Below are 22,370 nucleotides of genomic sequence, written 5' to 3'. Positions count from 1 at the left end.
CGAACCACAAAACAAACATCTTCCACAGGTGAACCAGAATGTTTGATTTTGGTTTGGCAGGTCTGCTCTATCCAAAAGCCATTACATTATATGTCACTATAGCCGCTGTTCTCTTGTGGCAGCTGTACTATTGCTATCGCCTGAAAAGTCGCAGCGAGCGCGTTTTGGGCACCCATCATGCGCCCTACATCGCATACTCTGCCTGCATCATTATCTGGATTGGCAGCAATGCCTATTTTCATACTGACCTATTGGTGAACTTTGGCTCAGAAGGCGGCGTTTTCATGGCCAAACTGGCTAATCTCGCGTCCTTCTTCTCTTTTGCCTTTGCTTATTACTTTTCCTGTCAGCTACTCGCCGAACAAAAAAACAGGGATACAAAAAGATGGCAGCAACTGATATTTGTACTGCTGTCAGGGTATTCACTTTTTATAAATTTACGTCCGGATTTAACGGTAGAGAATGTCTCTATACAGGGACCCAGTGAGTTTGTGATTGAATTTGGCTCTCAGACCGCCTACTTCTTTAATTCCATCCTGATACTGATTACGCTTACACTCATCAACCTTGCTCGTATGCGAGTCAACAGTAGCAAACTGACACTGGCTAAAAGCAACTACATGATCGCAGGAATCTTGGTATTCATGCTGTCAACTACGGCCATCCATCTCGGCATGACCTATTTTCTTGGCGACTTTTCACTGACATGGTTGCCACCAGCACTCTCCATCAGTGAAATGCTATTTTTTGGCTACGCTTTACTCACCTCACGCTTTTATAGTGCGAAATATCTCGCCTACATCGCCGTCAGCACGTTGTTGGTATGCGGTATTTTTGTATTGCCGTTAGGGGCGATATTGATGCCAATAACCGAAGGCAACCAATGGCTTATTTCCATTCCGATCTGTGCACTGATTGGTGTTACCTGGCATTGGCTCTATCGTCGAGTGAGCCGTTTGGTCTCCTATTTTGTCTATTTTAAAAAGCAAACTCCGGTGCAACAAATTTTGGCTCTGGAAGAGGACTTTAAGCGCTCCATTGATGATGCGATGGAAAAGCTTGGGGTACTGCTCGATATCCCTAAAGACAAACTGCAATTGGTCAACAGCCACTGCTCTGAGACGTTCTATGAAGATTATCTGCATTCTGATAAATCGGTTCTGCTTCTTGATGAACTGTCTGAAGAGATAAAGTACACCTCAGCCAACAGCAGTACATTGAGAAAGCTCTACAATAAAATGCGTTCCAGTGATACGGCACTGGTCATGCCGATTTATGGCCATAGCCGCTCGGTCTCTCACCTTTTGATTTCTTCCCATAAGCGAAATCAGAAGCTATTTTCTAACGAAGAGATTTCCGCCTTACAAACGCTGCTGACTCGTGTGCAAAGCACGATTGAGGCAGATAGAAAAGTTCGTCAAAGCCGAGCACTCGCCCACTCCATTGCTCATGAAATGCGTAACCCTCTTACGCAAGTACAATTGCAATTTGAGGTTTTGACTCAACATCTTGAATCCCAGTTTCCACCAGAAACACTAAAAGGCGACATCAATAAGGGGCAAGCGGCAATTCAGCGTGGTCGGCAACTGATTGATATCATATTAAGAGAGGTCAGCGACACATCGCCCGAACAAGAGCCACAAGTAGCAACTTCTATTCACAACGCGGTGAATCAGGCGATCACTCGCTATGGTTTTGAGAACGAAAAGAGTCTCGATCGAGTAAAACTGCCTCAACAAGATGATTTTGTGGTGATGTTAAATGAAACCCTGTTTAACTTCGTTATTTTTAACTTGATCCGCAATGCGGTTTATTACTTTGACTCTTATCCTGCAAGTCAAATTGAAATGAGTACTCAAACTGGACCGTATGAGAACGTATTAATCTTTCGTGATACCGGGCCTGGCATCGATAACACCATTGTGCATAAGATCTTTGACGACTTCTTTTCCTACCAAAAAAGCGGAGGGAGTGGTCTGGGGCTAAGTTATTGTCAGCGAGTAATGCGTTCATTTGGCGGGCGAATAGAATGCCACTCTGTAAAGGGAGAGTTCACAGAGTTCTATCTTTACTTTCCTGTCGTACCGAACTCACCAAAAGCAGAGACGTTTAGAGTTAACTCCGAACACGGAAGCACTACAAAAGACGAAGCTAAGTCTAATGTAATGAACGAGTTAAAAGTCGGTGAACATGCACCAACAGTGCTCATTGTTGATGATAAAGAGGTGCAACGCACATTAGTTCAGCTGTATTTGAAACAATTAGGTGTCCAATGTTTGCAGGCAAATAACGGCGCGACTGCAATAGAGATGATTCAATCTCACAAAGTCGATTTGGTTTTGATGGATGTGCAAATGCCGGTTATGAATGGTTTTGATGCCAGCCAACGGATTAAAGCAATCTCTCCTTCCGTTAAGGTCATCGCGTTATCAGGGGAATCTGGAGATTTAGAGCTCGCACAGATTTCTAAACTCATGGATGGCCGCTTGAACAAGCCAACAACCTTAAATGCGTTGCGAGAGGTAATACAGACGTGGCTCATTCAAAACCAACCCACTGAGTCAAACTCACTTTAAATTACTTGGCATAGCTTATGCTTATACAAGTAGAGCTACCTAAATCATAGCATTAGGCACGGGTAGAAAAATGTTAAAGGGAGATGACAATGTTACCCAGCAGAGACACATATCGCAGCTTGATTCATCATGGTATTAAAGCACTATTGTTAGATCGTATCGGTCACTATTCCGAAAATGAATATCACCAATACCTCAATCTAATGACGGGCAAGTCATCATGCGGCATCATGACCAATGACGAACTCGCTGCCACAGTAGATAACCTTTTGTGTGAAGGCTATTTAGAAGATGTCAAAACGCGTATCCCCCAATACCAGAATGTCGCCTAAACTATAAATTAGAGACAAGGATTGCCGCCATTGTCGCGGCAATTTTTGTATCCAATTGTCTCGAGCTATTCACATTGCGTCAGATTCCGCTAGACTGTGAACAACTCAATAACCAGGTAGTTTTCTGCAACATGAAGCAAATTCTTGATTTTATTCCACTCATTGTCTTCTTTGCCTTGTATAAGATGTACGACATTTACGTTGCGACCGGAGCACTCATCGTCGCGACGGCTATTCAAATCGTCCTGACGTTTGCGCTTTACAAAAAAGTGGAAAAAATGCAGTTAATCACTTTCGTGATGGTGGCTGTATTTGGTGGCATGACCATATTTCTCCACGATGACAACTTCATCAAATGGAAAGTGACCATTGTTTACATGGTATTTGCTATTGGTCTTGCGGTCAGTCACGCGATGGGCAAATCAGCAATAAAAGGGATGCTAGGAAAAGAGATCTATCTTCCTGAAAACATTTGGACACGCATCAACTGGGCTTGGGTCGGCTTCTTCTCTTTCTGCGCAGGCTTAAACATTTATGTTGCCTACGAACTGCCACTCGATGTCTGGGTTAACTTTAAAGTGTTTGGTCTGCTGATAGCGACATTCAGTTATATGATCGCTACAGGTTTTTACATCTACAAACACATGCCAAAAGAGCAGAAAAATAGCTCCTCCGATGTTTCGGTTGATGAATAACGGCTCAGCTTTGCTATAATCCGCGCAAATTATTTTTAACAGCGACCTTCGGGTCGCTGTTTTGTTACTGTTCCAATTAATATTTGCGCTTGTTATCCATCGTAGTAACTAACAGAACATCCTGGCAGATTAAAATGCTTGGGAACTTTTACTTACTGAGATTGGTCCCATTTAAGCGCTGACGATGATTTAGGATGTCACAATGAGCCAAGAATTTAACTCTCCGAAAGGCCAACTACTGCTTCGTACCCTCGCAATGCCTGCTGATACAAATGCGAACGGCGATATCTTTGGTGGCTGGATTATGTCTCAGCTTGACTTAGCTGGTGCTATTTTGGCGAAAGAAATTTCTTCCGGACGCGTCGTCACCGTTTCTGTTTCGAGCATTACGTTTAGAAAACCAGTGAGCGTCGGTGATGTCGTCTGTTGTTACGGTGTATGTAAAAACATCGGCCGCACTTCAATGAGTGTCGACCTTGAAGTGTGGGTAAAACCGGTGAAAGTAGACGGCATTGAAGATCGCTTTATGGTGTGTGATGCAACCTTTAATTACGTCGCGATCGACAGCGAAGGTAAACCTCGCCCTATCGCAAAATAGGTTTGAAACGGTTCTAATAGAAGGAAAATTCTCACATTTTCTATTGTTAACTTGTGAGAGTCACCAAAAAGTCGTTAAATTAGGACTTCAACCTACCAATTAAGGAACTATGCTATGTGGTATGTCATCTTTTCTCAGGACATCGAGAATTCATTAGAAAAGCGTATGAGTGTTCGCCCTCAACACCTGGAACGTTTGCAACAACTTCAGGACGAAGGACGACTTCTAACCGCAGGCCCAATGCCAGCGATTGATTCTGACAACCCAGGAGAAGCGGGATTTACCGGTTCCACCGTCATAGCAGAGTTTGATTCTTTGGAAGACGCAAAAGCCTGGGCAGATAAAGACCCTTACGTGGCGGCGGGCGTTTACGAAAACGTGATCGTCAAACCGTTCAAAAAAGTGTTTTAATTTATGAAAAAATTACTGTGTTTGTTTCTGGCGCTTGGTGCGCTAGCAGGCTGTACGTCTACCGCGGATAAAGAACGTCAGCTGGAACTGATGGCATCTAATCGTGCCGGTGTTCTCTCTGCTGGTCTACCTATGGAATATGGACCACTGCAAATTATGCGGGTTTCTTCTAACAAGAATGTCGTTGAAATGATGATGATTTATAACGACGGCGCGATGGGAGCGAAACCATTAGCACAAATGCTTAACTCGAGTATCTACACATTCTGCCACAAACCAGAAATCCGAGATCATATCAATATGGGTTTAATGTATAGAGTGAAAGTGCGTAATACGCGCGGTCAATTGATGGCGGATGAACTGATTTCAGAGCAACGCTGTAGCAATTAATCACAGTAATTTGCCGAGCGAGCTCAGTATTGGATACCGTCCAAGCATCGCATTTGAATGGCTGGTTAAAAGATACAAAAAAGCAGGGGATCACCCCTGCTTTTTCTTTAACTGCTGTTTATGCTAGCTCAGTACGTAGCTTTTTCGCTGCTGAGACTAAGTTAGCCAACGCTGCCTCTGTCTCTGCCCAGTTTCGTGTTTTTAGACCACAATCTGGATTCACCCATAAACGTTGTACCGGAATTTTTTCTGCCGCTTTCTTGATCAGACCTTCAATCCACTCTTCGCTTGGAATGTTCGGTGAGTGAATATCATAAACACCAGGGCCGATTTCATTTGGATAATTAAACTCTTCAAACGCTTTTAGCAATTCCATGTTTGAACGTGACGTCTCAATGGTAATCACATCGGCATCCAGTGCCGCAACTGAGTCAATGATTTCATTGAACTCGCTGTAACACATATGAGTATGAATCTGTGTCTCCGGCTTCGCACTACCTGCAGAAATCTTAAACGCATCCACTGCCCATTCCAGGTAAGCTTTATGATCACGCTTCTTAAGCGGTAACCCTTCACGAATCGCAGGCTCGTCAATCTGGATGATATTAATGCCTGCATTTTGTAAGTCAGAAACTTCATCTCGCAGCGCCAGCGCCAACTGTTGGGTGATCTCCTTACGAGTAATGTCTTCACGCGGGAATGTCCAACACAGAATCGTAACAGGGCCGGTCAGCATTCCTTTCATTTGTTTGCTGGTCAAAGATTGTGCATACGTTGACCACTCAACCGTGATTGGTTTTTCACGCTCGATATCCGCAACGACAATAGCAGGCTTCACGCAGCGAGAACCGTAACTCTGAACCCAACCGAATTTGGTTGTTTGGAAACCAGCCAGATTTTCTGCGAAGTATTCAACCATATCGTTACGCTCAGCTTCGCCGTGTACCAACACGTCCAGATCCAGCGCTTCCTGACGTTTCACCGCATCAGCAATATGCCCTTTTAGTGCGGAAATATAATCTGATTCAGAAAGTTGACCAGAGCGATACGCGCTGCGCTGAACTCGAATTTCACCGGTTTGAGGGAAAGAGCCGATAGTCGTGGTTGGCAACAGTGGTAAACCCAGCACTTCAGCTTGATGCGCCGCACGTTCAGGATAAGGAGCACTGCGTTGTGTTAGCTCCGCGGTGATGCGATTGATACGAGCCTGCACTTGAGGTTTATTCACGTGTGTCGCCGTTTTACGCGCATTGATTGGCTGGCTGTAAGTATCGCATGCCAGAATCGCATTTTGATCGCCGTCCAGTGCTTTACCTAGCAGGGCTACCTCGGTAACTTTCTGTTTCGCAAAGGCGAACCAGCTTTTTACTTCTTCACTCAGCGCTGTTTCAAGCTCTAGATCTACCGGGCTGTGCAATAATGAGCATGAGCTTGCAACCCACAGCTTATCGCCTAGCTTCTCTTTTACCGGTTGTAAGCTCGCCAGTTGCGCACTTAGATCCGCTCTCCAAACATTGCGTCCATTGATAACGCCAGCCGATAACACCCAACCTTGTGGTAGTTTTTCCACAACTTCATCAAGCTGGTCTGGCGCTGCCGACAAGTCAATGTGCAAACCATCAACAGGTAACTCGACAATTTTGTCCAGTGTATCGGTAACAGCGTCAAAGTAAGTCGTTAGCAGCACTTTTACGTCACTGCGGATGATTTGATACGCCAGTTTGAATGAATCCGCCCATTGACTTTCCAGCTCAAGAGACAGAATAGGCTCATCAATTTGTACCCATTCCACACCCAGAGCAGCCAATTTAGCCAAAATTGCTTGATACGCGGTGAGCAATCTCGGTAACAGTGACAGGCGGTCAAAGCCTTCTTCAACTTCTTTACCCAAGTACAAGTAACTTAATGGACCAAGTAGAACAGGCTTAACCTTGTGTCCCGCGTTAACGGCTTCACTCACCTCTTCAAATAGCTGCGGCCAGCTCACCTCAAAAGTATCGTCTTTGCTAAATTCCGGCACAATGTAGTGGTAGTTGGTATTGAACCACTTAGTCATGTCAGAGGCAGCTGCGCCTGCACAGCCACAACCGGCCTGTGACTGGCCTCGACCAACCTTGAACAAAGTATCAAGGTTAGGTGTGCCCTCGGCATGACGCTTTGGTACGTGGCCCAGTAACAATGTTGTTGTCAGTACGTGATCATACCAGGCAAAGTCGCCGGCAGTGGCAAAACTCAACCCCGCATCGCTTTGTACTTGCCAGTTGTTTGCTCTTAGCTGTGCGCCAACCTGCTGGAGTTGTGCTTGATCGATTTCTCCGCGCCAGTATTTCTCCTGCGCAAATTTCAGTTCACGTTTTTCACCAATGCGTGGGTAGCCAAGTATGTGTGTGATTGTCGCCATTTCCCTAGTCCTTATTATTCAGTTTATTTTGGTCAGAACATCTCTGGCTTAACCGTTAGGATGTCTGGATGGCTAAACTATCTCTCTCAGACTAAAATTGGACAAGGTCTAAATATTCAACTTGTTTATTAAAAAAATTCATAATGCGATCGTAAAACGCACCAATACCTTTAATTAATAGACGTCTAGACGTTTACATTTCTATATTTTGCAGTTAAGTTAATTACGTTCATGGTGAGCATTAAAGGATGAAAGAGATTCATGATAGAGCTAAAACACTTGCGTACTATTACCTCGCTTCGAGATACGGGCTCGCTGACGGCCACGGCAACTGCGTTGCATTTGACTCAATCAGCTCTTTCGCACCAAATTAAGGATCTGGAGTCTCGCATTGGTGGCCAGTTGTTTCTTAGGAAAACCCGCCCGGTGAAATTCACTTCAGAAGGTGAAATTCTATTGCGCCTTGCAGAAGATATTTTACCGAAACTCGCTAGAGCGGAGAATGAACTGGCAAGTTTGAAAGAAGACGTTAATGGCCGATTGCACATGGCTATCGAATGTCATTCTTGTTTTCAATGGCTGATGCCTGCTCTTAAGGAATACCAGTTGGCGTGGCCTAGTGTGACGCTGGATTTTTCTTCAGGCTTTGGATTCGAGCCTTTACCTGCCCTACTCGCCGGAGAGCTGGATCTGGTTATTACTTCGGATATTCAGCCGCGCTCAGAGGTGCACTACGAGCCTTTGTTTGACTTTGAAATGCGCCTAATCACGTCCACCAGCCACCCACTGGCTGATAAAGCGATTATTGAACCTCAAGATCTTGCCGATCAAACCATGCTTTCTTATCCGGTTCAAAAACAGCGACTTGATGTGGTTAAACACTTCTTACAACCTGCTGGTGTGGAGCCAGCTAAGTGGAAGCAAGCAGACAACACATTGATGTTAGTGCAAATGGTTTCGGCTGGATTAGGGGTTGCCGCGCTGCCGAACTGGGCCATTTCAGAATTTTCTCGACAAGGACTAATTACCAGTAAGCCATTTGGCAATGGGCTGTGGCGTCGTCTGTTTGCTGCTGTTCGAAACTCAGAGAAAGACAAACGCTATTTACAGGCGTTTTTCGCAACCGCAAGACAACAATGTAAAAGCCACCTCGATGGCATCAAGATGGCTTAAGAATGGGAGATGTTGAACGTTGTTAGCGTTCGTACGATTTGAATTGGTTTGTGAGAGGGTCGTACTGGTAGCCAAGCATATCCAGCTTGCCTACTACCGACTCTGTATCCATTTCATAAGTCGAAACTAATTCGTCAAAACTGTCACACTCTAAGCGTAGTTTTTCGTTGACGATACCTAACAGAATAATGCTATCCAGATTACCTACATTGCTTAAATCCATCGCGACACTCCTCTTCGACAAGGTTTATACCCCAAATAACCTCAAGTGATCGGGTATATATATACAGCGTAGACATAATCTGGCGAATTTAAAGTGAGCCCACTCTAGATCGTGAGCTCACAAACGGGACATTAAGCGATCATTGCAAACAAGCTTTGCAGGCTTGTCATAGAAACAAGAGCAAATAAGAAAGCGATACTAAGCTGCACTTTCTCAGGTTTTTTATGGGTGAAAATATGCCAACACCAAACCACGATAGAAGAGATCAACATCGCTAGGGCAATGAGTATTGGTTGAGTTGCGGCACTCAATGCTGCCTCATCCAACTGGTAAGAAGAAAACAGCGTCGCAATCACCAATAACATGCCAGATACAATACCGGTTACTGGTAAGATTCGATGAAACGCTTGTAAACGGCTACGCGCAATCGTAAGTAGCAGTTGAGAGAATGAAGCCCCAAGAAAGAAGATCATGAGCGCCATTGCAAACGCTGCTGGCCAGTTAGCCTGTTCAAATACTTGAATGCTGACATAGGCAAACGCCAAACCATTCGCCAGGTGCAATGCCCAAATTGGCCCTTTCTCACGCGTTTTTTTGGTCTGAACCTGAGAATAGAAATAGAAGATCGCAAACACCACCATAAACGCCTCAATGCGCAATGATGCGACTGCCAGCCACATGACTCCTATTGCAGGTAACATTTTGTGCAAACGACCTCGCTGACCCGGACAAATATCGCCCTTGATTAAAAGCAAAGTCAGTAGCGCTTGTGCGCCAAATAACATAGGAGGAAAAGTAACCAGCAATTGTTGAATCATGATGTAGCAAGCTCAAAAGTCGTTTGGGGTGGCGATAATAACAAATCACCTATCGCCAAACCACCTAAACCCTAAAGGGCCATTAATCGGCTCTGCTCACCTTTCGAACTCACTTCTACAGCATTTTCTGATTACGTATTGAAGGCAGAGGCTTTCATTACCTCGAGCCCAAGCTAAATAAGCTCTGGCAATATTTAGTTTGCTTCAGATCCGTGGCTGGCACCGCCAGGGAAAACAAATACCCTTGAAGGTAATCGACCCCAAGGTCGGCCAAAATACGCCGCTCTTGTACTTGCTCGACGCCTTCTGCAATCACTTTTACTCCCAATTGGTGAGCCAGTTCGGTGATCATTTTAACAATGTAATAATTACTGCTGCCCTCATGAATATCCGCCACGAACTTACGGTCAATTTTGAGTAGATCAAACTGTCCTTTTCCAAGATAAGAAAAAGAAGCGTAGCCGGTACCAAAATCATCAATGGCGATTTTGATCCCTTCTTGCCTGATCTGCTTCAAGGCTTGAGTATGCGCTTCATCTTGCTCAAAGTAAGCCGATTCGGTTAATTCTAATGTCACCAGTTCAGGATTGACGCTGCTGGATTTAATCAAATCTAATGAACGTTGCAACACCTGTAATACATCTAACTTAGTGTTGAGAGAGCGGTTAATGGACAGTCCGACATCATCGTCATAGAAGCCTTGTAATTCAGACCAGCGCTCCAGCGCGATTCGACAAACCATATCGTCTAACTCGGCGATTAATTCCAGATCTTCGATAACCGAGATCATCTCTTGCGTAGTGTAACTACTATTTTCATGGTGAAACCGCGCTAACGCTTCAAATTTAATGACTTTACCTGAGTAGGTGTCCACAATCGGCTGAAAATAGACATCTACAAGTTCACCATCGATTTTCTTTTGAAGGAAGGCTTCTAAGTGCTGGCGTTTTAGCAGCTCGGTATGCAGCGTGCTGTTATAAAAATTGAAGTATCCTCCTTCACCTACTTTAGACGACACCATCGTTTGAACCGCCAAAGCTAGCGCCTTTTTGGGACTGCTCGTATCGTAGCCAAGTACGGAAACGCCAGTTTGTCCTTCAACAATCGTGTCATGAACAATTGTGCCCATCTCACTTTTTAATTCCGTGAAGAATCCCTTCATAGCCACTTCGATTAACTTGATGGTGCTTAGCCACTGGCAACGCGGTGTTTGCAAGCACACGACAAATACATTCCGAGTTAACTGACCGGCTAGCTTTGTGTAGCGGCTGCGCGTGATAAAGTCAGCAAACCCTAGCTGCTGCTCCACTAAGCGATTCTGACTAAAGTTCGGCCTCAGCGTCATGATGATATTGAGATCTTGATGCCCACTCTCTCTGGCGAAGTGCTCTAGTTTGTTTTCAAATTGGTCTTTTGTGGGCAAAAACGAGAACCAGTCTCGAGCCTGCTCACTGCGATTTTTCATCCATACCAAGGACGCAGAGATATCCGTAGAGAACCCGAGGAACAATACTCGCCCAGATTGAAAATTCAGCCGATAAGCGTAGAGATGGTGAGCTTGATGACCACCGCTCGCGGTTCGGGAAAAAAGGTTGCCACTCCAGTAACCATCTTTCTCGATACGGTTCCAGATCTCAGCATAAAAGGATTGACTATGATGTGAGGAACGAAAAACTTCTGTTTTGAGGCCGATGAGATCGCTATTTCTATAGCCCATTTGCAGTTCGAAAGCTCGGTTACACCCAAGTATATTGGCGTTAGCGTCCGCGATTAAAACACCAACATTTGGTAAGTCGAACAGAGTCTCCAATATTTTAGCCTGCTCCCCTCCACCGGCAATGCTCATCAAAGGCGTGACGGTACCTTTCACCACGCAGTCATTTACCTTCTCGAAGTTCATCGTGGCACAAACAAGATCGATTTCGTTTGATGCTAAACAACACGAAAAATGCCCCTCGCCGCCGAGTAGATCCACTTCGCTGATTTGCTGCTGGAAGTTTTCCCTTTGCTCCGAAGACATTTGATCAAGCATGTCCTCAAAGCTTTGAAAACCAAAAACCTCGTCCATGCTCCGCTGGTCGCACTCATACTCGCGAGTACAATGATTGTAAGACCACTCAATAACTGTTGTATGATTGAGTTCGGGTTGTACTCGACCTAGTGCTATCTTTGCTGAATCCCTCATTACCTAGCCTTTCCTTCTTAAACCCTAACTTCGACTGCTCTGGCTTAGCGTGACAAACATAACCGCCTGAATCGCGTTATATTGCTGTGCACAATCTGATTATATACAGGAACAAAGATAAGAACACGGTTGCTTATCTCTTGTATTAAGATTGGGACACTATTAGTCGCAACCCTAATAACCACAAGGGATTCAAGGTGATATTAGATGAAAATCCATCGTTAACTCCGTCCAATTTTTACAATCTAAATAAAACTCGATGAACTAAGCTTGAATAAACAAGTTTGGTATAGATACCTGATCATCAAATCGCTATAATTCGCGCTCCCTGGAACAGAGAGCAAAATATGACCAATAACATCACTCCTATTCATGAGTACAAAAAATACTGGGCCGAGTGTTTTGGTTCGGCACCTTTCTTGCCGACCAGCCGCAAAGAAATGGATGCCCTAGGATGGGATAGCTGTGACATTATCATTGTGACAGGGGATGCCTACGTGGATCACCCAAGCTTTGGTATGGCGATCATTGGCCGTCTACTAGAAGCGCAAGGCTTCAGAGTTGGTATCATTGCTCAACCTGAATGGCAGAACAAAGACGCATTCATGCAGCTTGGTCAGCCAAATCTGTTCTTTGGGATCACAGCGGGTAACATGGACTCCATGATCAACCGCTACACCGCAGATAAAAAACTTCGCCACGATGATGCGTACACACCGAATAACGAAGGTGGTAAACGTCCTGACCGCGCGACCTTAGTTTATTCACAGCGCTGTCGTGAAGCCTATAAAGAAGTGCCTATCGTACTAGGTGGTATTGAAGCCAGCCTACGACGCGTTGCGCACTATGACTACTGGTCAGATAAAGTTCGTCGCTCGATTTTGTTTGATGCGAAAGCCGACATTTTGTTATTTGGTAATGCTGAGCGTGCACTGGTGGAAGTAGCACACCGCATCGCAAACGGCGAAAATATTTCTGACATGACGAACATTCGTGGTACAGCGGTTAACCTGCCTGCAGCACCAGACAGCTATACCATCATCGACTCGTCTCGTATTGAAAAACCACGTAAAGAAGCGTTCGTACCTAAGAACCCATACGAGGTAGAAACGCAGTGCGACACCAAGAAAGACGAACCAGCTGCGGCGCAGCCAATCACTATTCGTCCGTCACGTCATGATGCTAAAACCACAGCGGTACGTTTACCTAACTTCGAAAAACTCAATAACGACCGTATTCTGTACGCGCACGCAAGCCGTGTGATGCACCTGGAAACTAACCCATACTCTGGACGAGCGTTGATTCAACGCCACGGCGACCGTGAACTTTGGGTTAACCAAGCCCCGATTCCGTTGACCACAGAAGAGATGGACTTTGTGTTTGGTTTACCATACGCACGTGTCCCTCACCCTATGTATGGTAAGGCGAAAATCCCTGCGTATGACATGATCAAAACATCGGTAAATATCATGCGCGGCTGTTTTGGTGGTTGTTCATTCTGTTCGATTACCGAGCACGAAGGACGAATCATCCAGAACCGTTCTAAAGAATCGATCATTAACGAGATAGAAGAAATTCGCGACAAAGTTCCAGGCTTTACTGGCACGATTTCCGATCTTGGTGGCCCTACCGCGAACATGTACCGTCTGGGTTGTAAAGATCCGAAAGCGGAAGCGAACTGTCGTCGCCCTTCTTGCGTGTTCCCTGGTATCTGTAACAAGCTAAACACCGACCACAAACACACCATCGACCTTTACCGCGAAGCGCGCAAGGTTGAAGGCGTTAAGAAGGTAATGGTAGCGTCGGGCGTACGTTACGATCTTGCGATTGAGTCACCAGAATACGTGAAAGAGTTGGTCACTCACCACGTTGGCGGTTACTTGAAGATCGCACCTGAGCATACTGAAAAAGGCCCTCTGGATCTGATGATGAAACCAGGCATGGGTACGTACGACCGCTTCAAAGAAATGTTCGAGAAGTACAGTGCTGAAGCTGGTAAGAAGCAGTATCTGATCCCTTACTTTATCTCTGCGCACCCGGGCACTGAAGATGAAGATATGCTGAACCTTGCTCTTTGGTTGAAGAAGAACAACTTTGAGTGTGACCAGGTACAGAACTTCTACCCATCGCCGATGTGTAACGCAACATCAATGTACTATTCAGAGACTAACCCTCTGAAACGCGTGAAGTACAAACAGCGTGAAGACATTCCTGTCGCTAAAGGTGAGCGTCAACGTCGTCTGCACAAAGCTCTGCTGCGTTACCACGATCCGGCAAACTGGCCAATGATTCGTGAAGCACTGATCAGCATGGGCAAAAAACATCTGATTGGTGACAAAGCCACTTGTTTGGTGCCGGCTGAAGACATTGATGCGCAAACACCAGCGCAGCGTCGTAAATCCGGCCGCCACGGTGCAAACCGCTTTGCGACTAAGCACACCAAGAACCAGCCTGGTTTTGGTGGTCACCTTGAGAAACGCTCTGAGGGTGGTTCTCGTGACGGCAAGCCTTCTGGCAACCGTAATGGCGCAGGTAAAGCGCAAGGTGGTCAAGGGCGTGGAAATAACAACAGCCAGCGTGCAGGCTCTAACTCAAACCGTCCGAATGGCGGTAAGCCACAAGGCCAGGGCCGCCCTCAAGCTCAGGGTAAACCAGCCGGTCAGCGCAAACCTAAGCGTCGATAACCGTCGAAACAACGAAATCTAATAAAGGGCTCCAGAAGCAATTCTGGAGCCCTTTTGTTTTGCGTGTTACGCTTTCAATCAGTCACTTATACTGGTGAATCGTTTATAACATTGACAACTTTTTCACGCTTATAGTGAATAATGTTCGTCAAGGGCAAACCGACATTGCCGAGATTGGATAAGAATGAATGAAACGTGTACTTTTAGTAGAAGATAATCGAGAAATCGCTGGAATGCTGTTCGATTATTTCGAGTGTGCTGGCATGCAGCTTGATTACGCTGACAACGGAGAGCTTGGTCTTAAGCTTGCCCTTAGTAACTCTTTCGACATTATTTTGCTCGATTTAATGTTACCGCGTATGGATGGTTTAACGCTGTGTAACAAGTTAAGAGACGCAGGAAATAATACCCCTGTACTCATGCTGACCGCACTAGATAGTCGCGACGATATGCTGAAAGGCTTTGCCCATGGAGCGGATGACTACCTGACTAAGCCTTTTGACCTCGATATTCTCGAAGCTCGCATGACCGCGTTGATAAAACGCTATCGTGGTACCGTTGCCTCAAGCCAACTCCAGTACGGTGAAGTAACGATTGACCAAAAAACGCACCAGGCTTATCGCCAAGGCAAGCAGTTGGCACTAAACCCAACCACTTACACCATTCTTGAAATGCTGGTACAAAGCGCACCAGAAATCGTAACCCGAGAAGACATTGCCTTTCGTTTATGGCAAGAAAACGAGCCAAATAACGATGTGCTTCGCAGCCACATTTATCAGCTGCGCGGACAACTCGATAAACCCTTCGAGGAGCACTTGCTCAAAACCATTCCTAAAGTCGGCTTCCGTTTGGAGCCGGGAGCATGATTCGTCGCTTACTCGGTAATACGAAAAGTATGACCGGTCGACTCGAACTGTTTTTCTTGCTGGTTTCCGTCGTGATCGGATTGCTCTGCTTTGCGTTAGTAAGTGGATCACTGCTGTGGTCAGAAGATCGCGTCGGTGAGCGCCGAATTATGATCGACAAAAAAGAAGCCATTGAGCATTTTAAACAGACGCCTTCCGAGGGAGTCATAAAGCTTGATCTTCTGACAACGGCATACAATGACATCAATCTGGTTCCCGCTTTTTACCGACCTTTCTTGCAAGATAAACACTATTTTTTAGGTGAAGCCGGCGAAGAACCCTATACACGCATGATTTACATGAGCACCTACATGCAGGATGGTGAGGAGCATCCCATCATCTTGATTTCGTTAATTGATGAAATCGAGATTACATGGAGCGAGTTTTCTTATGTTATCGGGTTGGTGCTGGCGGTGGTACTCGCACTGATTTTTGTCTTCGGCAGTTTGTTACTCCGCTTGTCTCAGCGATTAATTGAGCCGATTAACACTTTGAAAACGCAATTGGATGAGCACCAAGGCGATACAACGAAGAAGTTTGTTGTGCCGCCAGGTTCAGCGAAAGAGTTCGAAGCCCTTGCTACTCAACTTAACGAGTATCGCAACGAGGTAAATCAGGTCATTAAGCGAGAACAAGCCTTTGCACGCTACGCCAGCCATGAGCTCAGAACTCCGCTGACCGTCATGAAAGGATCCAGTAGCTTATTAGCCAGAAATTCCAGCACACCATTTCAGGAACGACAGGTTCATCGTATTCAGGACGCAACGCAGCAGATGTCTACCATGGTCGACGCATTGCTGGGATTAGTTCGGTATGAGCGAAATTCGGATGATAGCCCTGTACGGAGAATTTCTGAGCAGGAGTTGCGCCACATTGTTTCACTTAGTCAGGCACAGGCTGATGAAAAGTCTCTTGAGTTTGAAGTGACGGTAACAGGCAGCCCACATACAAGAGCAACAACCGCTGTGCTTAATATCGTTCTGAGTAACCTGATTCGAAATAGTATTGCCGCAACCTCTAAAGGCAAAATCTACGTTGAAATGAGCAACGATACTTTGTCTGTCCGAGATGAAGGAGAAGGCTTTTCTTCCGTTCCAGACTCTGACGGCCACGGTTTAGGGCTCATGATCGTTGATGACTTGTGCCGCCGCTATGGCTGGCAGTTTGTGATCAATACGCACTCATCAGGCGGGTGTGAAGCTTTGATCAATTTGGCATCTGAACATACCGACGAATAACCTTGAAAAATCAATGGTATTTTTAAGCCTCGCCGCTTTTGTTCTCTTAGCGATAACGGTAAACTGTGCCACCTTTTAAAATGATCAGGTGACACGGTTTATTCCGTCAGGCATCACATGAAACTCTCTGAAAGCCCAATCACTCAACACAGCTTTAACGGTCAGACATTCTTTCTAAAGCGCGATGATTTACTGCATTCCCACTTTTCCGGGAACAAAGCACGTAAATTCATGATGTTATTAGAAGAGCAGGATCCAAATGTTACGACTCTGATTAGCTATGGCTCCGCCCAGTCTAATGCGATGTATTCTCTGGCTGCACTCGCAAAAGTTAAAGGGTGGGCATTCGAGTTTTATGTCAGTCATATCCCGGAGTGGTTAAAAAGCACACCTATTGGTAATTATCGGGGCGCACTCGATTTGGGAATGCAGATAACAGCGATGAAAGACGTTGGCAGCGAGCTTCACCCTAGCCAGTACATCTCGGATATACGTGGATTGGATGAAACCACGCTGTTTATGCCTGAAGGCGGGCGCTCTCAAATTGCCGAAGGTGGCGTAAAGCAACTTGCGCGCGAGATTCTCGACTGGACTCGCTTCAGGGCAAAAGAACAGTTTGCAGTTGCGCTTCCTTCCGGTACTGGCACCACCGCATTATATGTGCACAAGTATCTTAACCCTCATGGAATAGAAATCTTAACCTGCCCTTGCGTAGGAGATGAAAACTATCTAACTGAGCAGTTCAATATGCTGGGCGAAACCAGCCATCCACAGGTTTTATCGGTACGGAAAAAACACCATTTCGGCCGCCTGTATAAAGAAGATTACGAGACATGGAAAAGCTTGTACGAACAAACGGATCTGGAGTTTGATCTCCTTTACGACCCCTATATGTGGCAATGTCTGGCTTCGTGGCGAAAAGAGAACCCAGACAAGACACTGATCTATGTTCATCAAGGAGGGATTCTTGGCAACGAGTCAATGCTGCCAAGATATCAACGAGAATTTGACTAAACGCGCAGCCCTAGACAGCGCCTCGAAGACCTATTTGATCAACGCCAGAATATCTTTAAACTCTGGCGCTCGACAATCTTCCACCATTTCGTAAAGACACATTTCCAGGCCCGTTAATACGACACCATTGGCGGTTAACTTCGCCAGAGCAAGCGCCTTGTTCGCAGCCGTACGCGACGACACACAATCGGTCACAAGTTCAACTCGGTAGCCCGATTGACGCAAAGAAAGCGCAGTTTGATACACACAAATGTGAGACTCGATACCACAAACCAGCCATGTATCCACTTTGGCATTTTCTACCGCTAGCTTAAAACGTTCTTCTTTGCAGCCATCAAATGTGTACTTGGTAATCGGCAAATGTGCTGTCTCTAACTCCACTCGAATAGGCTCAGAGGTTGGCCCTAATCTTTCAGGGTTCTGCTCCAGCCAGAGAATTGGCAAGTTCAGTGCCTTAGCTCCTTTGACCAACTTGGTGACATTTTCAATCAGCTGGTCACTTTCATGCACTAATGTCGCGAGCTTGCCTTGTACATCCACGACAATCAACCCAGTGTTGTCCTTCGATAACATACTTACCTCCTTTATGTGGTGGTTGACACCCAATAAAACCAGTTGAATATCGATAATGACCTAATATCCACTTAGGTTGGAGAACCTGCGACGGAAAGAGAAGGCTCGCTCACACTATTTTGAATCGCCATACCTCTTGTTATTTAAACTTTTCTCGAAACAGTTCAATTAACGCAACCACTTTGTTTGGCAGAAACAGAGCTGACGGATAAATAAGGGTCAAATGCTGCTTTGGGTGAGCGATTTCGGGCAACACTTCGACAAGTAGGCCATCTTGCAACGAGGGCTTTGAATGTGTCTGAGGAATAAAAGCAATACCATTGCCAGCGACTGCCATTGAACGTAACAGGTTGAGGTCATCAGACTTTAATGCAACATCCAGAGCAGGATCTAACAGGTTCGCGTTATAGCGGTTAGTCAGCAAGCGATGATGCTTAAGATCGTCCAAAGACTCGATTGGAGGATGAGCCTCAAGGTACGCTTTTGATGCAACAAAATGACTGGTATACGGCAACAGACTAAATTGAATATAGCTGTCATCAGTCACTTTAACGACGCTGGGCAAAAGCTGAAGATCAAACGACTGCCGTTTAAGATCGACACTCTCTTGATGGTTCTCGATCTCCACAGAGATATCTGGGTAACGCTGAGTATATTCAGAAATAATCGCACTAAACGCAGCTGAGCTCATTAACGCGGATGGTATTGCCAATCGCACCTTCCCTGAAAGCTCTTGCTGGTACTCATGCATTGCACTCAAACCCTGCTGGATATGATCGACCGACTGTCCGACCAACTCAAATAAACGTTTACCGTGCGCAGTTAGTTCAATGCTTCTGGTAGTACGGATGAGTAATTGCACACCCAACGCTTTTTCAAGTTCCTGTAATCTGCGGCTCACCTTGGAGCGTTGCAATTGGTTCGCCTCAGCCGCCGCACTGATCCCACCATGAACAACAGTCTGGGTGAACAGATAAATATCATCTAAGCTTACGTTCATTGTCCTATTTTTAGGTCACTTATGTTGGTGTTATCATTCTACTGAATTGTTAGTGAGTTATCTATAATCGCTTTCTTTAATCTATATCCGGAACTTTCAATGACTGCTGACCAACAATTCAGACACTGGATGCGCACATTAATTGTCCTGTTTATCGTTCTATTCTTATACATCGTCATTGCTGACCGTCACGCTCCATTAACCACCGAAGGTCGGGTTCAGGGGTATGTTGTTCAATTAGCTCCAGAGGTCTCTGGTAAAGTCACCGACGTGCTGATTTCCAATAACCAGGAAGTCCGCAAGGGCGAAGTGTTATTTAAGATTGACGATCGCAAATACAGAATCGCGCTTGAGCAAGCGAAGTTGTCGCTGCAAGCCGCATACGAAAAAGAGGCAACCCTATATTCTCAGCGAGAGGCAGCAATTGCCAATATCGCCAGAGCGCAAGCGACGTTTGATAATGCACATCGGGAATACCTGCGCTTGCAGAAGCTATCAAGTAAGAAAGTCATTTCCCAATCAACGCTCGATGATGCTTTCGCACAAAACCAGGTATCTAATGCCGCATTAAAGGCGGAAAAACAGAACTTAAAAGTCATTGAAGCCCAGCTTGGTGATCAAAAAGGTCAAAGTTCCGCCGTGCGCATCGCTCAAAATGGTATCGACAAAGCGATGTTAGACTTAGCCAATACCGAAATACTCGCGCCAAGTGATGGTGTGGTAACTAACCTGCAACTGGAAGCCGGAACCATGGCGAATAGTAACTTGCCGCTTTTAACGTTCGTACCAACGGGTTCTATGTGGGTTGCTGCTGACTTTCGTGAAAAATCGGTCGCTGGCGTCGACAAAACCTATCATGCTTTAGTCACTTTCGATGCAAATCCCGGGGTGGTTTACGACTTTGATCTATCCAGCAGAGATTACGGTGTCGCCGCAGCGCAACAAACACCAAATGGCGCGTTGACAAAAGTGGAAGTAAATAACCGTTGGGTACGTGATGCTCAGCGCACACGGGTTAATCTCACCAGTGACGAAGCATTACCAAACGCCCTGTTCGTCGGCTCTCGTGCAACCATCGTTTTGTATCCGGACAATAGTGTTTTCTGGCAGATGATGGCTAACGCTCAGATTTATCTCGCGAGTTGGTTCCACTTTATCTACTAGGCGGCAAAATGAAAACCTTACGAATTTGGTTCGGCTGCTCTTTAGGTCTCGCACTGAGTATGCTGTTTAACTGGTCATACGGATTCTTTGCCATCATGGTACCGCTGTTTATTCTGGGAAGAATTGACCGTTTTGATCTCCCGTCGTTACTGATGGTGTTTTTCTCCGCCGTTTGGACGACGCTGCAGGCTACTTTCCTGTTGGAGTACTTACAATTCCATCCGGTGCTGATGACTGTAGCGGTCGGCATCATGATGCTGTTTAAATGTATCGCGATGATGAATCCTAAAACGTTCTTGTTCGGCTACATGGGGCTGTTAGTTGGTTCCATCGTGTTGAACTTCGCCAGCTACGATTTTATGGATATCGAAGAGTTCAACGTAAACATGTGGGTCATCACCTTGTGTAATATTTTTGTTTGTGCACTCGCCTATTGGCTGTTTCCAGATCCTGATTCACCAACCGAAAACATCGCAATCTCTACCCCCGTGAAAAGAGATATCGACTACATCAGTCAGGTCGCAATGGGTTGGGTAGTCGCGATGGCTGCATTTATCGTTTTCCAGGTTGCTGATTTGTATGATTCGTTGTCTGCACAGGCGTCCATATTGATCATCCTGACGCCAATGACTTTAGCCGGTTCAATGGGCATGGCGAAAATCCGCATAATAGGAACAGCGTTAGGCTGCATCGCAGGGATGGCTGTGCAATTAATCTTGGGCAGTTGGTATGGCCATGGCTTACTTTTCTGGCTGGCATTTACCATTGCGATGGGGCCTTTCTGCCTCTGGCTGACCAAGGGGCAAATAAAAGCTGCGATTGCGTTTTCCGCCATGTCGGCGCTATCAGTGCCCTTAACAACGTCATTGGTTCCAGAGCAAAAGGATGCCTTTTTCTCAATCCTGTACCGTTTCAGCTCCATTTTTGTGGCAGTGCTACTTACCGCAATGGTGATCTGGGTCGTCCATCACTGGATTCGAGTCATGTTATTGAAACACCCCGAAATGCTCCAAAACAACGTCACCCAGCATTAGAAAGCACCATTTGCTGACTGACTGGTTTTTTATACATCGCCGCAATCATGCGGCTTTTTTCTATACTAATTCGTTGTTATATAAATACATTACGAGCATAAAATAATAGTGCTCTCTAAATGAACATTTAGATATAAAGATAGATATATAAAAACGTTTACCAGCATTAATATTTAATTGGCTTTAATAAGCGTAAAAACATTATTAGTGAAAGCTATGTTTCATATGTATATAGAAACAATATTCAAATCAACATAATAAACTTATTGCTTATGAGTATTCCGTAAAAATAAATTACCCATTGCTAATGTTAATCTATAATTAAGTCACTCTCATTCTCATGTTGTATTAACTTGAGGCCATATTTATGAAGTCAGCTCTTTATATTTCAACTCTTATTTCGGTAAGTTGCGCTTTTAGTGTGTACGCAGCAGATGATTCACAAGCTTTATTGGATGACGCATTGAGTGCAGCCCCTCCAACCATTCGTGACAAAGTAACGGTGATGGACTGGAACAATAACGTCCTTCAAGAAGGGTCAAGTCAATATACCTGTTTCCCGACTCCTCCTCAGTTAGAGGGTACAGCACCAATGTGTATGGACGGAGCGTGGATGGAATGGGCAGATGCCTGGATGAATAAAAAGCCATTCCAAGCAAAAGCATTGGGTATTTCTTATATGTTGGCCGGTGATGGTGGCGCCAGTAATACCGACCCTTATGCAGAAGGAAAAACCGACGACAATCAATGGATAGTCGAAGGCCCTCACTTGATGATTATTACTCCGGACCAGGCACTACTCGATTCACTACCAACCGATCCCTATTATGGTGGCCCCTATGTCATGTGGAAAGGAACACCATATGCTCATATTATGATTCCTGTTGGTGCTAGAAAATAGCGCCGTATTAAAAAATCCGATATTCCAGTGTTGGAATATCGGATTTATTTTAGGA

20 protein-coding genes are annotated in these 22,370 nt (G+C 45.4%); 14 read left to right on the top strand and 6 right to left on the bottom strand.

Annotated elements, in window-relative coordinates:
- Window positions 1-38: 38 nt before the first annotated feature.
- The 6 genes from luxN to V1U08_RS17500 all read left to right on the top strand — a co-directional run bounded on the left by luxN (window position 39) and on the right by V1U08_RS17500 (window position 5,002).
- Complete coding sequence (gene luxN / locus V1U08_RS17525; protein ID WP_330471109.1) at window positions 39-2,576, top strand: quorum-sensing autoinducer 1 sensor kinase/phosphatase LuxN; 2,538 nt, start codon at window positions 39-41, stop codon at window positions 2,574-2,576.
- An 89-nt stretch (window positions 2,577-2,665) separates the two neighbouring features.
- Window positions 2,666-2,908, top strand: a complete 243-nt coding sequence (locus V1U08_RS17520; protein ID WP_014232417.1) for a hypothetical protein — start codon at window positions 2,666-2,668, stop codon at window positions 2,906-2,908.
- Between the two features lie 131 nt (window positions 2,909-3,039).
- Complete coding sequence (locus V1U08_RS17515; RefSeq protein WP_330471108.1) at window positions 3,040-3,603, top strand: septation protein A; 564 nt, start codon at window positions 3,040-3,042, stop codon at window positions 3,601-3,603.
- 202 nt (window positions 3,604-3,805) lie between these two features.
- Window positions 3,806-4,201 (top strand): acyl-CoA thioester hydrolase YciA, encoded by a 396-nt coding sequence (gene yciA, locus V1U08_RS17510; protein WP_014232419.1) that lies wholly within the window; start codon window positions 3,806-3,808, stop codon window positions 4,199-4,201.
- Between the two features lie 114 nt (window positions 4,202-4,315).
- Window positions 4,316-4,612, top strand: coding sequence for a YciI family protein (locus tag V1U08_RS17505; protein ID WP_014232420.1), 297 nt, complete (start codon window positions 4,316-4,318; stop codon window positions 4,610-4,612).
- A gap of 3 nt (window positions 4,613-4,615) precedes the next feature.
- A complete protein-coding gene (locus V1U08_RS17500) occupies window positions 4,616-5,002 on the top strand; it encodes a GspS/AspS pilotin family protein (protein WP_014232421.1) in 387 nt (128 codons plus the stop codon).
- 118 nt (window positions 5,003-5,120) lie between these two features.
- Here V1U08_RS17500 and metE read toward each other — a convergent pair whose 3' ends face one another.
- Window positions 5,121-7,403: a 5-methyltetrahydropteroyltriglutamate--homocysteine S-methyltransferase gene (metE, locus tag V1U08_RS17495; protein WP_330471107.1), complete on the bottom strand. Its 2,283-nt coding sequence runs from the start codon at window positions 7,401-7,403 to the stop codon at window positions 5,121-5,123.
- Between the two features lie 261 nt (window positions 7,404-7,664).
- On the opposite strand from metE, the gene metR reads away from it, so the two are divergent.
- Window positions 7,665-8,576: an HTH-type transcriptional regulator MetR gene (gene metR / locus V1U08_RS17490; RefSeq protein WP_118118872.1), complete on the top strand. Its 912-nt coding sequence runs from the start codon at window positions 7,665-7,667 to the stop codon at window positions 8,574-8,576.
- A gap of 22 nt (window positions 8,577-8,598) precedes the next feature.
- Here metR and V1U08_RS17485 read toward each other — a convergent pair whose 3' ends face one another.
- From V1U08_RS17485 to V1U08_RS17475, 3 genes are all read right to left on the bottom strand, one after another.
- A complete protein-coding gene (locus V1U08_RS17485) occupies window positions 8,599-8,799 on the bottom strand; it encodes a DUF4250 domain-containing protein (protein WP_014232424.1) in 201 nt (66 codons plus the stop codon).
- Window positions 8,800-8,930: 131 nt separating this feature from the next.
- Window positions 8,931-9,617: a hypothetical protein gene (locus V1U08_RS17480; RefSeq protein WP_065302603.1), complete on the bottom strand. Its 687-nt coding sequence runs from the start codon at window positions 9,615-9,617 to the stop codon at window positions 8,931-8,933.
- 157 nt (window positions 9,618-9,774) lie between these two features.
- Window positions 9,775-11,802 (bottom strand): sensor domain-containing phosphodiesterase, encoded by a 2,028-nt coding sequence (locus V1U08_RS17475; protein WP_330471106.1) that lies wholly within the window; start codon window positions 11,800-11,802, stop codon window positions 9,775-9,777.
- Window positions 11,803-12,149: 347 nt separating this feature from the next.
- Between V1U08_RS17475 and V1U08_RS17470 the strand changes: the two genes are divergently transcribed.
- The 4 genes from V1U08_RS17470 to V1U08_RS17455 all read left to right on the top strand — a co-directional run bounded on the left by V1U08_RS17470 (window position 12,150) and on the right by V1U08_RS17455 (window position 17,643).
- Window positions 12,150-14,486 (top strand): YgiQ family radical SAM protein, encoded by a 2,337-nt coding sequence (locus tag V1U08_RS17470; protein WP_330471105.1) that lies wholly within the window; start codon window positions 12,150-12,152, stop codon window positions 14,484-14,486.
- 188 nt (window positions 14,487-14,674) lie between these two features.
- The gene (locus tag V1U08_RS17465) at window positions 14,675-15,352 is read left to right on the top strand and encodes a response regulator transcription factor (RefSeq protein WP_020335581.1); all 678 of its coding nucleotides are present in this window, start codon (window positions 14,675-14,677) and stop codon (window positions 15,350-15,352) included.
- Window positions 15,349-16,629 (top strand): sensor histidine kinase, encoded by a 1,281-nt coding sequence (locus V1U08_RS17460; protein ID WP_330471104.1) that lies wholly within the window; start codon window positions 15,349-15,351, stop codon window positions 16,627-16,629. Before V1U08_RS17465 ends, V1U08_RS17460 begins: the two co-directional genes overlap by 4 nt.
- A gap of 117 nt (window positions 16,630-16,746) precedes the next feature.
- A complete protein-coding gene (locus V1U08_RS17455) occupies window positions 16,747-17,643 on the top strand; it encodes a 1-aminocyclopropane-1-carboxylate deaminase/D-cysteine desulfhydrase (protein ID WP_330471103.1) in 897 nt (298 codons plus the stop codon).
- 30 nt (window positions 17,644-17,673) lie between these two features.
- Here V1U08_RS17455 and V1U08_RS17450 read toward each other — a convergent pair whose 3' ends face one another.
- Together V1U08_RS17450 and V1U08_RS17445 are read right to left on the bottom strand one after the other, a co-directional pair.
- Window positions 17,674-18,216 (bottom strand): hydrolase, encoded by a 543-nt coding sequence (locus tag V1U08_RS17450; RefSeq protein ID WP_065297043.1) that lies wholly within the window; start codon window positions 18,214-18,216, stop codon window positions 17,674-17,676.
- A gap of 139 nt (window positions 18,217-18,355) precedes the next feature.
- Window positions 18,356-19,216 carry a LysR family transcriptional regulator gene (locus V1U08_RS17445; RefSeq protein WP_243974146.1) on the bottom strand — a complete coding sequence of 287 codons (861 nt, stop codon included), beginning with the start codon at window positions 19,214-19,216 and terminating at the stop codon, window positions 18,356-18,358.
- A gap of 99 nt (window positions 19,217-19,315) precedes the next feature.
- On the opposite strand from V1U08_RS17445, the gene V1U08_RS17440 reads away from it, so the two are divergent.
- The 3 genes from V1U08_RS17440 (at window position 19,316) to V1U08_RS17430 (ending at window position 22,315) form a co-directional block, all read left to right on the top strand.
- Window positions 19,316-20,380, top strand: a complete 1,065-nt coding sequence (locus V1U08_RS17440; RefSeq protein ID WP_330471102.1) for an HlyD family secretion protein — start codon at window positions 19,316-19,318, stop codon at window positions 20,378-20,380.
- An 8-nt stretch (window positions 20,381-20,388) separates the two neighbouring features.
- A complete protein-coding gene (locus V1U08_RS17435; RefSeq protein ID WP_330471101.1) occupies window positions 20,389-21,414 on the top strand; it encodes a DUF2955 domain-containing protein in 1,026 nt (341 codons plus the stop codon).
- A 367-nt stretch (window positions 21,415-21,781) separates the two neighbouring features.
- Window positions 21,782-22,315, top strand: coding sequence for a hypothetical protein (locus V1U08_RS17430; protein WP_014232435.1), 534 nt, complete (start codon window positions 21,782-21,784; stop codon window positions 22,313-22,315).
- Window positions 22,316-22,370: the final 55 nt, after the last annotated feature.

The organism is Vibrio sp. YYF0003 (assembly GCF_036350715.1).
Lineage (GTDB): Bacteria > Pseudomonadota > Gammaproteobacteria > Enterobacterales > Vibrionaceae > Vibrio > Vibrio natriegens.
The sequence above is the reverse complement of the archived record's forward strand: the minus strand, read 5'-3'. Positions and strand labels throughout refer to the sequence as shown.

Bases quoted from the DNA above. Each gene is read 5' to 3' on its own strand.
- luxN (WP_330471109.1), top strand. From the start codon at position 39: ATGTTTGATTTTGGTTTGGCAGGTCTGCTCTATCCAAAAGCCATTACA.
- V1U08_RS17520 (WP_014232417.1), top strand. From the start codon at position 2,666: ATGTTACCCAGCAGAGACACATATCGCAGCTTGATTCATCATGGTATT.
- V1U08_RS17515 (WP_330471108.1), top strand. From the start codon at position 3,040: ATGAAGCAAATTCTTGATTTTATTCCACTCATTGTCTTCTTTGCCTTG.
- yciA (WP_014232419.1), top strand. From the start codon at position 3,806: ATGAGCCAAGAATTTAACTCTCCGAAAGGCCAACTACTGCTTCGTACC.
- V1U08_RS17505 (WP_014232420.1), top strand. From the start codon at position 4,316: ATGTGGTATGTCATCTTTTCTCAGGACATCGAGAATTCATTAGAAAAG.
- V1U08_RS17500 (WP_014232421.1), top strand. From the start codon at position 4,616: ATGAAAAAATTACTGTGTTTGTTTCTGGCGCTTGGTGCGCTAGCAGGC.
- metE (WP_330471107.1), bottom strand. From the start codon at position 7,403: ATGGCGACAATCACACACATACTTGGCTACCCACGCATTGGTGAAAAA.
- metR (WP_118118872.1), top strand. From the start codon at position 7,665: ATGATAGAGCTAAAACACTTGCGTACTATTACCTCGCTTCGAGATACG.
- V1U08_RS17485 (WP_014232424.1), bottom strand. From the start codon at position 8,799: ATGGATTTAAGCAATGTAGGTAATCTGGATAGCATTATTCTGTTAGGT.
- V1U08_RS17480 (WP_065302603.1), bottom strand. From the start codon at position 9,617: ATGATTCAACAATTGCTGGTTACTTTTCCTCCTATGTTATTTGGCGCA.
- V1U08_RS17475 (WP_330471106.1), bottom strand. From the start codon at position 11,802: ATGAGGGATTCAGCAAAGATAGCACTAGGTCGAGTACAACCCGAACTC.
- V1U08_RS17470 (WP_330471105.1), top strand. From the start codon at position 12,150: ATGACCAATAACATCACTCCTATTCATGAGTACAAAAAATACTGGGCC.
- V1U08_RS17465 (WP_020335581.1), top strand. From the start codon at position 14,675: ATGAAACGTGTACTTTTAGTAGAAGATAATCGAGAAATCGCTGGAATG.
- V1U08_RS17460 (WP_330471104.1), top strand. From the start codon at position 15,349: ATGATTCGTCGCTTACTCGGTAATACGAAAAGTATGACCGGTCGACTC.
- V1U08_RS17455 (WP_330471103.1), top strand. From the start codon at position 16,747: ATGAAACTCTCTGAAAGCCCAATCACTCAACACAGCTTTAACGGTCAG.
- V1U08_RS17450 (WP_065297043.1), bottom strand. From the start codon at position 18,216: ATGTTATCGAAGGACAACACTGGGTTGATTGTCGTGGATGTACAAGGC.
- V1U08_RS17445 (WP_243974146.1), bottom strand. From the start codon at position 19,216: ATGAACGTAAGCTTAGATGATATTTATCTGTTCACCCAGACTGTTGTT.
- V1U08_RS17440 (WP_330471102.1), top strand. From the start codon at position 19,316: ATGACTGCTGACCAACAATTCAGACACTGGATGCGCACATTAATTGTC.
- V1U08_RS17435 (WP_330471101.1), top strand. From the start codon at position 20,389: ATGAAAACCTTACGAATTTGGTTCGGCTGCTCTTTAGGTCTCGCACTG.
- V1U08_RS17430 (WP_014232435.1), top strand. From the start codon at position 21,782: ATGAAGTCAGCTCTTTATATTTCAACTCTTATTTCGGTAAGTTGCGCT.